Origin of the sequence: Pantoea sp. JK (assembly GCF_026130245.1) — a bacterium.
Lineage (GTDB): Bacteria > Pseudomonadota > Gammaproteobacteria > Enterobacterales > Enterobacteriaceae > Pantoea > Pantoea trifolii.
Genome location: NZ_JAINFN010000001.1, coordinates 912,914 through 925,721, shown reverse-complemented (window position 1 = coordinate 925,721; position 12,808 = coordinate 912,914). Strand labels below are relative to the sequence as shown.

The 12,808-nt window shown below is 57.5% G+C and carries 13 protein-coding genes and 1 riboswitch; of the genes, 9 read left to right on the top strand and 4 right to left on the bottom strand.

Going from position 1 to position 12,808, the window contains the following annotated elements:
- Positions 1–146: 146 nt before the first annotated feature.
- Positions 147–623 (bottom strand): kinase inhibitor, encoded by a 477-nt coding sequence (locus tag PanJK_RS04425; protein ID WP_256695960.1) that lies wholly within the window; start codon positions 621–623, stop codon positions 147–149.
- Positions 624–652: 29 nt separating this feature from the next.
- Positions 653–1,948, bottom strand: a complete 1,296-nt coding sequence (bioA, locus tag PanJK_RS04420; RefSeq protein ID WP_265297371.1) for an adenosylmethionine--8-amino-7-oxononanoate transaminase — start codon at positions 1,946–1,948, stop codon at positions 653–655.
- Between the two features lie 88 nt (positions 1,949–2,036).
- On the opposite strand from bioA, the gene bioB reads away from it, so the two are divergent.
- The 4 genes from bioB to bioD are packed head-to-tail and all read left to right on the top strand — an operon-like array spanning position 2,037 to position 5,627.
- Positions 2,037–3,068, top strand: a complete 1,032-nt coding sequence (bioB, locus tag PanJK_RS04415; protein ID WP_007890608.1) for a biotin synthase BioB — start codon at positions 2,037–2,039, stop codon at positions 3,066–3,068.
- Positions 3,069–4,220, top strand: a complete 1,152-nt coding sequence (gene bioF / locus PanJK_RS04410) for an 8-amino-7-oxononanoate synthase (RefSeq protein ID WP_265297368.1) — start codon at positions 3,069–3,071, stop codon at positions 4,218–4,220.
- Positions 4,204–4,959, top strand: coding sequence for a malonyl-ACP O-methyltransferase BioC (gene bioC / locus PanJK_RS04405; RefSeq protein ID WP_265297366.1), 756 nt, complete (start codon positions 4,204–4,206; stop codon positions 4,957–4,959). Before bioF ends, bioC begins: the two co-directional genes overlap by 17 nt.
- Entirely contained in the window at positions 4,956–5,627 is a 672-nt protein-coding gene (gene bioD / locus PanJK_RS04400; RefSeq protein ID WP_265297364.1) for a dethiobiotin synthase, read from the top strand. Before bioC ends, bioD begins: the two co-directional genes overlap by 4 nt.
- 39 nt (positions 5,628–5,666) lie before the next feature.
- Here the strand turns inward: bioD and PanJK_RS04395 are convergent, their stop codons facing one another.
- Entirely contained in the window at positions 5,667–6,383 is a 717-nt protein-coding gene (locus PanJK_RS04395; protein WP_265297362.1) for an ABC transporter ATP-binding protein, read from the bottom strand.
- Positions 6,384–7,284: 901 nt separating this feature from the next.
- Here PanJK_RS04395 and uvrB point away from each other — a divergent pair.
- Complete coding sequence (gene uvrB / locus PanJK_RS04390; RefSeq protein WP_256695966.1) at positions 7,285–9,306, top strand: excinuclease ABC subunit UvrB; 2,022 nt, start codon at positions 7,285–7,287, stop codon at positions 9,304–9,306.
- A 32-nt stretch (positions 9,307–9,338) separates the two neighbouring features.
- On the opposite strand, the gene PanJK_RS04385 is transcribed toward uvrB, so the two are convergent.
- On the bottom strand, positions 9,339–10,241 hold the full coding sequence (locus PanJK_RS04385) for a gluconeogenesis factor YvcK family protein (protein WP_008102701.1): 903 nt from the start codon (positions 10,239–10,241) through the stop codon (positions 9,339–9,341).
- A 196-nt stretch (positions 10,242–10,437) separates the two neighbouring features.
- Positions 10,438–10,573, top strand: a riboswitch (molybdenum cofactor riboswitch).
- Here PanJK_RS04385 and moaA point away from each other — a divergent pair.
- The 4 genes from moaA to moaD all read left to right on the top strand — a co-directional run bounded on the left by moaA (position 10,563) and on the right by moaD (position 12,808).
- Positions 10,563–11,549 carry a GTP 3',8-cyclase MoaA gene (gene moaA / locus PanJK_RS04380; RefSeq protein WP_265297358.1) on the top strand — a complete coding sequence of 329 codons (987 nt, stop codon included), beginning with the start codon at positions 10,563–10,565 and terminating at the stop codon, positions 11,547–11,549. (Overlaps the previous riboswitch by 11 nt.)
- 17 nt (positions 11,550–11,566) lie before the next feature.
- Positions 11,567–12,082, top strand: coding sequence for a molybdenum cofactor biosynthesis protein B (gene moaB, locus PanJK_RS04375; RefSeq protein WP_265297356.1), 516 nt, complete (start codon positions 11,567–11,569; stop codon positions 12,080–12,082).
- A 2-nt stretch (positions 12,083–12,084) separates the two neighbouring features.
- Positions 12,085–12,570, top strand: a complete 486-nt coding sequence (moaC, locus tag PanJK_RS04370) for a cyclic pyranopterin monophosphate synthase MoaC (protein WP_154153274.1) — start codon at positions 12,085–12,087, stop codon at positions 12,568–12,570.
- A complete protein-coding gene (gene moaD / locus PanJK_RS04365) occupies positions 12,563–12,808 on the top strand; it encodes a molybdopterin synthase sulfur carrier subunit (protein WP_265297351.1) in 246 nt (81 codons plus the stop codon). The genes moaC and moaD overlap by 8 nt, the downstream gene beginning before the upstream one ends.

Here is a 12,808-nt window from a genome sequence, read left to right as displayed (position 1 = left end):
ATGGCGATGGCGGGAAGCTTCGTGCTGCCAACCCGGCGGACGAGACATTATCCGCGAGCGGTGAAAAAGAAGCCGAAACGCTATGCGTTCCGGCATGATTAAGTCTTAACTGACGAGCATTACGCCATTCATGGCGACCTTTTTTATTACGCGTACTTCACCGTAATCGACGCACTGGCCAGCGCATGGAAATGCACGTTAAAGCCTACCATTGCACCGCTCGCGCCTTCGTCTACCTCAATCTTATCCGTATCCAGCGCATGCACCGTAAAGATGTAGCGATGGGATTCGCCCTGCGGTGGCGCTGCGCCGCCATAGCCGGTTTGGCCAAAATCGGTGCGCGTCTGAATGGCGCTCTCCGGCAGTTCTGCCACGCCGGAACCGGCACCTTGCGGCAACTCGGTGACTTCTGCCGGAATGTTCGCTACCACCCAATGCCACCAGCCGGAACCGGTTGGTGCGTCGGGATCGTAGCAGGTGACCACAAAGCTTTTGGTGCCCGCCGGCACATCATCCCACGCCAGATGCGGTGACAAATTGTCGCCCTGGTAACCCATGCCGTTGAAAACGTGTCGCTCTGGCATTTTATCGCCGTCGTTAAAATCCTGGCTAACTACGCGCATGATCGCTCCTTATTGGTTGTGCAGTGCCCTCAATCATGGTGGAAATGCGCCGCAACATCCAGTGCCGCACCGACCGCTTGCGTCAGTTTCGTCAGTTCGGCGGCAGAAATCAGATAAGGTGGCATCAGGTAGATCAATCGCCCAAACGGACGAATCCACACGCCGCGCTCCACGAAGAAGTGCTGCAATGCCGCCATGTTCACTGGCTGATGGGTTTCGATCACGCCAATCGCGCCCAGCACGCGCGCGTCGGCCACCGCGTGATGACCGCGCAGCGGCAGCAGCTCGGCACGCAGCTGCTGTTCAATCTGTGCCACTTGCCACTGCCAATGCCCTTCATTCACCATTTTCAGACTTTCCACCGCTACCGCGCAGGCCAGCGGATTGCCCATAAAGGTGGGGCCGTGCATAAAGCAGCCCGCTGCGCTGCGGCTGATGGTATCCGCGACTTCGCGCGTGGTCAGCGTGGCGGAGAGCGTCATGGTGCCGCCGGTCAGCGCTTTGCCGAGGCAGAGAATGTCTGGCGTGATGCCCGCATGGTCACAGGCAAAAAGTTTGCCGCTGCGGCCAAATCCGGTGGCGATCTCATCGGCAATCAGCAGCAAACCGTAGCGATCGCACAGCTCGCGTACCTGCTGCAGATAGCGCGGATGGTAGAAACGCATGCCGCCCGCGCCTTGCACAATCGGCTCAAGAATCACCGCCGCAATCTCGCGATGGTGGATCTCGGCCAGTTGCGCGAAATCGGCGAAATCCGCCTCATTCCACGCATCATCGAAAGCGCACTGCGGCGCGTGGGCGAACAGATGTTCCGGCAAATAACCGCGCCACAGGCTGTGCATCGAATTTTCCGGGTCGCATACCGACATCGCGGCAAAGGTATCGCCGTGATAACCGCGCTTCAGCGTGAGGAATTTCTGTCGCGTTTGGTTGCGTCCCAGCCAGTATTGCAACGCCATTTTCATCGACACTTCTACGGCGATCGAACCTGAATCGGCGAGGAACACGCACTCCAGCGCGTCAGGTGTCATGGCAACCAGCTGGCGACTCAGCTCCACCGCCGCCGGATGGGTAATGCCGCCAAACATCACATGCGACATCTGCGTCATTTGCTGCTGCAGCGCCTGATTGAGGCGCGGGTGGTTATAGCCGTGGATCGCCGCCCACCACGACGACATGCCGTCCACCAGTTCACGTCCATCGGCCAGCTGCAGCTGGCAGCCGTGCGCCGCGACAACCGGATAACAGGGCAGGGGATCGCGCATCGACGTGTAAGGATGCCAGATATGCTGGCGGTCAAAGTTGAGGTCGTCCTGAGTGAACATGCGAGTTGTAAACCATTTTAAAAAGATTTAGTTTACAAGTATAACCACGTTAATCGTCGGGATGAACCCCCTTTTTCTGGAGTAAGCAATGGCAAACCGCTGGACACTGACACAAGCTCAGGCACTGTTCGATAAACCTTTCCTTGAGTTGATGTTTGAAGCGCAGCAAGTGCATCGTCAACATTTCGATCCACGCCAGGTGCAGGTCAGCACGCTGCTATCGATCAAAACCGGCGCCTGTCCGGAAGACTGTAAATACTGTCCGCAGAGCGCACGCTACAAAACCGGTCTGGAATCAGAACGTCTGATGGAAGTGGATGCGGTGCTGGAATCGGCGCGCAAAGCCAAAGCGGCGGGATCGAGCCGCTTCTGCATGGGCGCGGCTTGGAAAAATCCGCACGAGCGCGACATGCCGTACTTGCAGCAAATGGTGCAGGGCGTGAAAGCGATGGGCATGGAAACCTGCATGACGCTCGGCACGCTAGATGGCAGCCAGGCACAACGTCTCGCCGAAGCCGGGCTTGATTTCTACAACCACAACCTCGACACCTCGCCAGAGTTTTACGGCAACATCATTACCACGCGCAGCTACCAGGAACGTCTGGATACGCTGGATAAAGTGCGCGGCGCGGGCATCAAAGTATGTTCCGGCGGCATCGTGGGTCTGGGTGAAACGGTGAAGGATCGCGCGGGCTTGCTGGTGCAACTGGCGAATCTGCCAACGCCACCCGAGAGCGTACCGATCAACATGCTGGTGAAGGTCAAGGGCACGCCGCTGGCCGATAACGACGACGTGGAACCGTTCGACTTCATCCGCACCATCGCGGTGGCGCGCATCATGATGCCATCCTCGCACGTGCGCCTTTCAGCCGGTCGCGAGCAGATGAGCGAGCAAACGCAGGCAATGTGCTTTATGGCCGGTGCAAACTCAATCTTCTACGGCTGCAAGCTGCTCACCACGCCAAACCCGGAAGAGGATAAAGATCTGATTCTGTTCCGCAAACTGGGCCTGAATCCGGAGCATACCGCGACAACCGCCGGTGACAACGAGCAGCAGTATCAGCTCAGCGAGCAGCTGCTGCACGCGGATACCGAGCAGTTCTATAACGCGGCTGTGTAAATGGGCTGGTCACAACGTATTGATGAGGCGCTGGCGGCGCGGCGCGCCGCGGATGGCTGGCGGCTGCGGCGTCCCGTTGAGAACAACAGCGTGCGGGAAATTACGCTCGAAGGGCAGCGTTATCGCCACTTCTCCAGCAATGACTATCTCGGCTTGAGTCAGCATCCGGCGGTGATCGCTGCCTGGCAGCAGGGCGCGGCCGAGACGGGCGCGGGTGCGGGCGCATCCGGTCATGTCACCGGCTACAGCCGCCATCATGCGCAGCTCGAAGCGGAGCTGGCGGACTGGCTGGGCTATTCGCGCGCGCTGCTGTTCATTTCGGGATTTGCCGCCAATCAGGCGGTGATCCATCTGCTGGCGGAAAAGCAGGATCGCATCTTCGCCGATAAGCTAGCGCATGCTTCACTGCTGGATGCCGCTAGCCACAGCCCCGCCAGCCTGCGTCGTTTTGCCCACAATCAGCCGGAAAGTCTGGCGAAGCTGCTGGCAACGCCGTCGGATGGCGGCACGCTGGTGGTGACCGAAGGCGTGTTCAGCATGGATGGCGACAGCGCACCGCTGGCCGAGATTGCTGAACAGACGCGGCGCGGCAACGGCTGGCTGCTGGTGGATGATGCGCACGGCATTGGCGTCACTGGTGCGCAAGGGCGCGGCAGCTGCTGGCAGCAGCAGGTCAAACCGGAACTGCTGATTGTCACCTTCGGCAAAGGGTTTGGCGTCAGCGGCGCGGCGCTGCTGTGCGATGACGCCACTGCCGATTACGTCGAGCAGTTTTCACGCCATCTGATCTACTCCACCGCGATGCCACCGGCGCAGTGCTACGCGTTGCTGGCGGCACTGCGGCAGATTCAACAAGGCGATGCGCTGCGTGAAAAACTGCACAGCCACATCGCGCGTTTCCGTGCGGGCGCCGCCGATTTGCCATGGCAATTAGGTGCCTCTGCAAGCGCCATCCAACCGCTGATCGTCGGTGAAAACAGCGCGGCGCTGGCGTTGTCGCAGCGGCTGGCGCAGGCCGGCTGCTGGGTCAGCGCCATTCGTCCACCGACCGTGCCGCCGGGCACCGCGCGGCTACGCATCACGCTCACCGCTGCGCATCATACCGATGATATTGATCGTCTGCTGGAGGCGCTGTATGACGTTGCAGGTTAACAAGCAGGCCGTGGCAAACGCCTTTGGTCGTGCGGCTGCGCATTACGAGCAGCACGCGCAGTTACAGCGGCTGAGCGGTGATGCGCTGCTGGCGCTGGCGCCCGCCGGTTTTGGCCCGCACCTGCTGGATGCTGGTTGCGGCACCGGCTGGTATAGCCGCTATTGGCGCGATCGCGGGCGCACGCTGACGGCGCTTGATCTGTCGCCCAACATGTTGCAAACCGCGCGCGATCAGCAATCGGCGCAGCACTATCTGCTGGGCGATATTGATGCGGTGCCGCTACCAGATGCCAGCGTTGACGGCGTGTGGAGCAATCTGGCGGTGCAGTGGAGCAGCGACTTGCACACCGCGCTGCTGCAGTTTTTACGCGTCACGCGGCCAGGCGGCACGGTGCTGTTTTCCACGCTGCTCGACGGATCGCTGCACGAAGTGCATCTCGCGTGGGCAAAACTGGATGGTCGTCAGCACGCCAATCGTTTCCTTAGCGCCGCGCAGTTTGACACGGCCACCGCGACGCTGCCGATCGCTAAGCAGCAGCAGGTTATCACGCTGCATTTTCCCAGTGCGCTCAGCGCCATGCGCTCGCTGAAAGGCATTGGTGCCACGCATTTGCACGACGGACGCGGCTCCAGCGTACTGACGCGCGCTCAGCTGGCACAACTTGAGCAGCACTGGCCGCAGGACGAGGCGGGTTATCGCCTGAGTTATCACCTGATGTATGGAGTTTTAAGCAAATGACACGCTGGTTTATTACCGGAACCGATACCGAAGTGGGCAAAACAGTGGCCAGCGGCGCGCTGCTGCAGGCGGCGAGCGCCGCCGGTTTACGCACCGCAGGCTACAAGCCGGTGGCTTCCGGCTGCGAGATCACGCCGCAAGGCATCCGCAACAGCGACGCGCTGGCGTTACAGCGCTACAGCAGCTTGCCGTTAAGCTATGAGCAGGTGAACCCGCTGGCGTTTGTTGAGCCGACCTCGCCGCATATCATTAGCGCGGAAGAGGGCAGACCGATCACGTTTGCCACGCTGTCAGCGGGTTTGCGCGCGCTGGAGCAGCAGGCGGAATGGGTGCTAGTTGAAGGCGCAGGCGGATGGTTTACGCCGCTGTCGGAAACGCAAACGTACGCCGATTGGGTGGAAGCCGAGCAGTTGCCGGTAATTCTGGTGGTGGGCGTGAAACTGGGCTGCATCAACCATGCGATGCTCACCGCCGAAGCGGTTAAAGCGCGCGGATTGCGCCTTGCGGGCTGGATTGCCAATGATATTCAACCGCCCGGCAAACGCCATCAGGAGTATATGGCCACGCTGCGTCAGCGCATTGATGCGCCGTTCCTTGGTGAGATTCCGCACCTTAGCGATGAGGCCGAGCAGGCCAAATGTGGGCGTTATTTGAGGTTGCCGCAATAAATAACCCAGGTCGCCATTCATGGCGACCTGGCTACATCGTCACGTCGCGGTCAGCCACTTATTCACCGTCAAATCATCCAGCTGCGCCACTTTGCCATGCGCCACGTTACGTCCACGATGCAGCAGCAGGAAATAATCGGCGACGCGGCGCACAAACGACACGTGCTGCTCCAGCAGCAGAATGGTTAAACCATACTCACGGTTTAGCCGACGAATCAGATTGCCCATCTCCTCTTCCAGCCACGGCGACATCCCTTCCGTTGGCTCATCCAGAATCACCAGCTTGGGCTGCAGCACCAGCGCGCGCGCCAGGGCCAAATGTTGCTGTTGCTCCATTGGCAACTCGCCGCTGCGCTGATGGCGCAATGAATAGAGCGCTGGAAACAGGTCAAACACCATTTCCGGAATGGCGCGGCTACGACCGTCCTGCGCCGCCATCAGGGCGATCAGCAGGTTATCCTCCACGCTCATCTGCGAGAAAATATGCCGTCCTTGCGGCACGTAACCAATGCCGGTGCGCGCGCGCAGCTCGGCCGGTTGCAGCAGCAAATCTTCCGGCGGCGCGCCATCTTCCTGCCAGGTCATTGAGCCGCTGTTAATCGGCAGGCGGCCCATAATGCAGTTCACCAACGTGGTTTTGCCCATGCCGGGGCTGCCCAGCACACCGGTGCAGGTGCCCGGCGGCAGATCGAGATCCACATCCCACAGAATGTGATTTTGACCGTAAAACTGATTCACCGAACGTAAACTCAGCATCTGACATCCTCCTTCCAGATTATTAGCCTGAATGCTCCCGCTCTGTGTCGTCTGGCATACAGTCGTGCACGATTGATGGACACCGCTGTCGTCGGCAAGCGCCGATATGGACTCGTCACTCCATATAGTAAACACTGCAATTCCCAGGCCAGGTTAGGAATTCAGGCCGTTCTGCGTCGCAAACCTGACAAATCAACCGCTAAAAGTTGAGAAATACTTAACAATTGCCGGCGGTGATAAATGAGCTGCACTTTGACGGTGCTAACGGCTTAACGTTTCTGGTGCATTTGATCGTTCGTAAGGCAATAACCGGGGAAATAAATGGACTAAAGGCTGGCTTTTCTCCAGGTAAGGAGAGGTAAACCGGGAAAAAGAAGGGTTAATGCGACACGCAGGAGGAGAAAAATAAATGCGAAAAAATTTTTTTTCGCGCTTAAGAATGGGCGGGAGAAAATTATACACAGCCGATGGGCTCGGGGCTGGATTCACTTATCCACCATTACTGTGGATAACCTTGTGCATTAGCGACTGAAAACCGTGTGCAAGCGAGTAAATTCGCGGCCTTCATACATTATGATGAGAAACTGGGCTTTTGAGTCAATGTCAGTAAAAACAGTAGGTTAGTTAAAATCAAGCATGCGAATTATCTGGCTTGTCATCGGACTGCAATTTAATGACACTCTATTGACAAATGTTAAAAGCGTCCTCCGCTTGGGGATAACATTGCGCAACAAGCGCTTGCTGGCTGCCGCTTAAATTGCACTGAAGAAAATCCGCTTTAGATTCCATTATCGTGCAAGGTTACTGTAATTATGTCCAGTATTTTTTTCTGGCAAATTCGCCATAGCAGAGTAGAATTAGCAGCCTGCCCGCCGACTTCATCTGCTGGAACCGCTAAAACATGAGCAAAGTCTTTAAACTCAACTCCGCTTTCAAGCCTTCAGGCGATCAACCTGAGGCGATTCGCCGTCTCGAAGAGGGGCTGGAAGATGGACTCGCGCATCAAACGCTGTTGGGCGTGACGGGCTCTGGTAAAACGTTTACCGTGGCGAACGTGATTGCCGACCTTAACCGCCCGACCATGGTGCTGGCACCGAACAAAACCCTGGCGGCGCAGCTCTACGGCGAGATGAAAGAGTTTTTCCCGGATAACGCAGTGGAGTTTTTCGTCTCTTATTACGATTACTACCAGCCTGAAGCCTATGTGCCGAGTTCTGATACCTTTATCGAGAAAGATGCCTCGGTGAATGAGCACATTGAGCAGATGCGTCTGTCGGCGACCAAAGCGCTGCTGGAGCGTCGTGATGTGATTGTGGTGGCATCTGTTTCGGCGATCTACGGTCTGGGCGATCCCGATCTCTACCTGAAAATGATGCTGCACCTGACGCGCGGCATGATTATCGATCAGCGCAGCATTCTGCGTCGCCTGGCGGAACTGCAATATACCCGCAACGATCAAGCCTTCCAGCGCGGCACCTTCCGCGTGCGCGGCGAAGTGATCGATGTATTCCCGGCCGAATCGGACGACATTGCGCTGCGTATTGAACTGTTTGATGAAGAAGTTGAGCGGCTGTCGCTGTTTGATCCGCTCACCGGGCAAATTGATTCGGTGATTCCGCGCTTTACCGTCTATCCAAAAACGCACTACGTGACGCCGCGTGAGCGCATTCTTAAGGCGATGGAAGAGATCAAAGATGAGCTGGTGATCCGCCGCAAAGTGCTGCTGGAGAACAACAAGCTGCTTGAAGAGCAGCGTATTTCTCAGCGTACGCAGTTCGATCTCGAAATGATGAACGAGTTGGGTTACTGCTCCGGCATCGAAAACTACTCACGCTATCTCTCCGGGCGCGGACCGGGCGAGCCGCCGCCGACTTTGTTTGACTATTTACCGGCGGATGGTTTGCTGGTGGTCGACGAATCGCACGTTACTATTCCGCAGATTGGCGGCATGTATCGTGGTGACCGCGCGCGTAAAGAGACGCTAGTGGAATACGGCTTCCGCCTGCCGTCGGCGCTGGATAACCGCCCGATGAAGTTTGAAGAGTTTGAAGCGGCCGCGCCGCAAACCATTTATGTGTCGGCCACGCCGGGCAATTACGAGCTGGAAAAATCGGGCAGCGAAGTGATTGATCAGCTGGTGCGCCCAACTGGCCTGCTGGATCCGGTGCTGGAAGTGCGTCCGGTGGCGACGCAGGTTGACGATTTGCTGTCGGAAATCCGCAAGCGTGTCGAAATCAACGAGCGCGTGCTGGTGACGGTACTGACCAAGCGTATGGCGGAAGATCTCACCGAATACCTTGTGGAGCACGGCGAGAAGGTGCGCTATCTGCACTCGGATATTGATACCGTAGAACGTATGGAGATCATCCGCGATTTACGCCTCGGCGAATTTGATGTGCTGGTCGGCATCAACTTGCTGCGAGAAGGTCTGGATATGCCAGAAGTATCGCTGGTGGCGATTCTCGATGCCGATAAAGAGGGCTTCCTGCGTTCCGAGCGTTCGCTGATTCAGACCATTGGCCGCGCCGCGCGTAATATCAACGGCCGGGCGATTCTTTACGCTGACAAAATCACGCCGTCGATGGAGCGCGCGATGGGCGAAACCGAGCGCCGTCGCGAGAAGCAGCAAAAATACAACGAAGAGAACGGTATCGTGCCGCAAGGGCTCAACAAGAAGATCACCGATATTCTTGAGCTCGGCAAAAACGTGGTGAAAACGCGCGGCAAAGGCAAAACCGCGTCACGCACTGCGGCAGAAGCGGAAGCCAACTATATGGCGCTTACGCCGCAGGCGATGCAGAAGAAAATTCACGAGCTGGAAGGGCAGATGCAGCAACACGCGCAAAATCTGGAGTTCGAAGAAGCCGCCAGCGTGCGCGATCAGTTACATCAACTGCGTGAGCTGTTTATTGCGGCTTCGTGATGGTAGTAACCAGGTCGCCATAAATGGCGACCCTACACGGCCTGAATGGCGTGTTCCAGCGCGATGCGCAGCAGCTGGCGGTCGTGGCGATATTTGATGTCGGCGGCTTCCAGCGGTTCGCGAATGATTAAGCGCTCTTCCACGCCGCGAATATCGGCGGCTGGACTGACTACCACCGCATCAATCACCCGCTTGCCAATCGCTTTCTCCATGATCGCCAATTTATCGGCCACATTCAGGCTGGCTGCCGCCGGGCTCAGTTCGCGGCCCAGATTACCAATAAACACCATGGTGGCAGGTGTACGGCGCAGCGCGCGCGCCATATCTTCCATCAGCAGAATCGGCATCAGGCTGGTGTAAAAACTGCCGGGACCAATCAGAATCAAATCCGCTTCGCCTATCGCCTCAATCGCTTCGCGGGTCGGCAACACGTTGGGATGCAACATCAACTCTTCGGGCGGCTGCTTCATCTCATCAATCGCGGTTTCGCCGTACACCATGTTGCCTTCGCCATCCTGCGCCACCAGATCAACCGGCTGTTCCGACATCGGAATCAGAAACGCATCAACCTTAAGCAGATTGCGAATGATATTGATGGCTTCCAGCGGACGTACGCTTAGGTGATCGAGCGCCTTCAGCATCAGGTTGCCCAGGTTGTGGCCGGCCAGCTCGCCATTGCCGGTGAAGCGATACTCAAACATCGCGGTGGCGACGCTCGGCTCGGTGATCAGCTGATTGATGCAGTTGCGCATATCGCCCCACGCAATGCCGCCTTCCGAGCGGCGAATGCGGCCGGTGGATCCACCGTTATCGGTGGTGGTGACAATGCCGGTTAAGCGCGAGCCTAACGGTGCCAGCGCCGACATCACGCGGCCCAAACCGTGTCCGCCACCTAATGCCACTACGCGGTCCAAATCTGCCAGGGTTCGATTCATGTTTCTCCTTTGTCACTGACGTCCTCGCGTTGAGGCGTAGTTGAACTGATGTGCATCAATATCTGTGATGCATTTTACCGTATCCTGTCGCGAAAATGCGGTGAAAAATACGTTATACATCAAGATATATAGCGAAATTCACTGATGGATGCGAATCGTTAATCGCGCTACCATTCGTTTTAACCGTGTTGTCCATAATGACAACAAACTCCCAAGCCTGGTTTCCTAAGTCGTTAACGATATGGAAGGCAGGCCGCAGCCTTGAGCTGCCAGGGTGCAGAAAGAAATGACTGCATCTCCCGACTTTGGAAAGGTGTTCAGGTGCCACAATTTACAGATGCCTACGCGCGCAGCTTTTACTATCTGCGCCTGTCGGTCACGGATGTGTGTAACTTCCGTTGTACCTACTGCTTGCCGAATGGCTACAAGCCAAACGGTACGCACAATAAAAGTTTTCTCTCGCTGGATGAGATTCGTCGCGTGACGCGTGCCTTTGCGGCGGCGGGCACGGAAAAAGTGCGCCTGACGGGCGGCGAACCCTCCATGCGGCGTGATTTCACCGACATCATCGCTGCAGTGCGTGAAAACGCCGCCATTCGCCAAATCGCGATGACCACCAACGGTTATCGCCTGGCGCGTGACGTAGGTGCCTGGCGCGCTGCCGGTCTCACCCATATCAACGTCAGCGTCGATAGCCTCGACGCACGCCAGTTTCACGCCATTACCGGCCAGGACAAATTTGCAGAGGTGATGGCGGGAATCGACGCCGCCTTCGATGCCGGTTTCGAGAAAGTGAAAGTGAACAGCGTGCTGATGCGCGATGTGAACAGCCACAGTCTCAGCACCTTTCTTGAGTGGCTGCGCCTGCGACCGATTCAACTGCGCTTTATCGAACTGATGGAAACCGGCGAAGGCAGCGATCTGTTCCGCCGTCATCACATCTCCGGTGAAGTAATTCGCGATCAGCTGGTGATGCAAGGCTGGCAACGCCAGCCGCGCGGTCGCAGCGACGGCCCGGCGCAGGTGTTCCGTCATCCCGATTATCAGGGCGAAGTCGGCCTGATCATGCCGTACGAGAAAGATTTCTGTGCCAGCTGCAACCGCCTGCGCGTCTCGGCGCTGGGCAATCTGCATCTGTGCCTGTTCGGTGACGGCGGCGTGTCGCTGCGCGATCTGCTGGCCTCTGACGATCAGCAAGACGAGTTGCAGGCGCGCATTGCGCACAGCCTTGGACAGAAAAAGCAGACGCATTTTCTGCATCAGGGCAACACCGGCATCACGCAAAATCTCTCCTTTATTGGTGGCTAAACACAGGAGTTACGGCCATGGGTAAACCTTCCGGCGAATTTGTCGCCTTAAATGTGGCGGTGATGACCGTCTCGGATAGCCGCGATGCCAGCAATGACACATCGGGCGATTATCTGCGTGAAGCGCTGGCGGAAGCCGGGCATCAGGTGGTCGATCGCGCGCTGGTGCCGGATAACCGCTATCGCATTCGCGCCACGGTGTCGCGCTGGATCGCCAGCGACGATGTGCAAGTGGTGATCGTGAACGGCGGCACCGGTTTCAACAGCCAAAACAGCACGCCAGAAGCGTTGCTGCCGCTGCTGGACCGCGAAATCGAAGGCTTTGGCGAGCTGTTCCGCATGATCTCCTATGAAGAGATCGGCAGCTCAACGCTACAGTCGCGCGCGGTGGCCGGATTAGCCAATCAGACGCTGATTTTTGCCGTGCCGGGATCGACCAACGCCTGCCGCAGCGCCTGGGAACGCATTATTGAAGATCAGCTGGATGCACGTACGCGTCCGTGTAATTTCGTTTCACATTTGAAGAAGTTGTAAGCATGTCATCGTTAACTCATATCAATGCCGCTGGCGAAGCCCACATGGTGGATGTCTCTGGCAAAACCGAAACGGTGCGCGAAGCGCAGGCCGAAGCGCTGGTGCTGATGAGCGCCGAAACACTGCAGATGATTATTGACGGCAGCCATCACAAAGGTGACGTCTTCGCCACCGCGCGCATCGCCGGTATTCAGGCGGCAAAACGCACCTGGGAACTGATTCCGCTCTGTCATCCGCTGATGCTGAGCAAAGTGGAAGTCAGTTTGATTGCTGAACCCGAGCACAATCGCGTGCGCGTTACTTCGCTGTGTCGTCTGACCGGCAAAACTGGCGTCGAGATGGAAGCGTTGACGGCGGCCTCCGTCGCGGCGCTGACCATCTATGACATGTGCAAAGCGGTGCAAAAAGACATTGTCATCGACCAGCTGCGTTTGCTGACTAAAAGCGGCGGCAAGTCTGGCGATTTCAAGGCGGTGAGCCATGATTAAGGTGCTGTTTTTTGCTCAGGTGCGTGAGTTGACCGGCACCAGCTCACTGGATTTGGCTCCAGAATATGATGACGTCGCGACATTGCGCGCGGCATTAGCGGAGAAGGGCGAACGCTGGGCGCTGGCGCTGGAATCCGGCAAGCTGCTGGCGGCGGTTAACCAAACGCTGGTGCCAATGACGCATCCGCTACGTGCCGGTGATGAAGTGGCCTTTTTCCCGCCGGTGACCGGAGGCTGA

Bases quoted from the DNA above. Each gene is read 5' to 3' on its own strand.
- PanJK_RS04425 (WP_256695960.1), bottom strand. From the start codon at position 623: ATGCGCGTAGTTAGCCAGGATTTTAACGACGGCGATAAAATGCCAGAG.
- bioA (WP_265297371.1), bottom strand. From the start codon at position 1,948: ATGTTCACTCAGGACGACCTCAACTTTGACCGCCAGCATATCTGGCAT.
- bioB (WP_007890608.1), top strand. From the start codon at position 2,037: ATGGCAAACCGCTGGACACTGACACAAGCTCAGGCACTGTTCGATAAA.
- bioF (WP_265297368.1), top strand. From the start codon at position 3,069: ATGGGCTGGTCACAACGTATTGATGAGGCGCTGGCGGCGCGGCGCGCC.
- bioC (WP_265297366.1), top strand. From the start codon at position 4,204: ATGACGTTGCAGGTTAACAAGCAGGCCGTGGCAAACGCCTTTGGTCGT.
- bioD (WP_265297364.1), top strand. From the start codon at position 4,956: ATGACACGCTGGTTTATTACCGGAACCGATACCGAAGTGGGCAAAACA.
- PanJK_RS04395 (WP_265297362.1), bottom strand. From the start codon at position 6,383: ATGCTGAGTTTACGTTCGGTGAATCAGTTTTACGGTCAAAATCACATT.
- uvrB (WP_256695966.1), top strand. From the start codon at position 7,285: ATGAGCAAAGTCTTTAAACTCAACTCCGCTTTCAAGCCTTCAGGCGAT.
- PanJK_RS04385 (WP_008102701.1), bottom strand. From the start codon at position 10,241: ATGAATCGAACCCTGGCAGATTTGGACCGCGTAGTGGCATTAGGTGGC.
- moaB (WP_265297356.1), top strand. From the start codon at position 11,567: ATGGGTAAACCTTCCGGCGAATTTGTCGCCTTAAATGTGGCGGTGATG.
- moaC (WP_154153274.1), top strand. From the start codon at position 12,085: ATGTCATCGTTAACTCATATCAATGCCGCTGGCGAAGCCCACATGGTG.
- moaD (WP_265297351.1), top strand. From the start codon at position 12,563: ATGATTAAGGTGCTGTTTTTTGCTCAGGTGCGTGAGTTGACCGGCACC.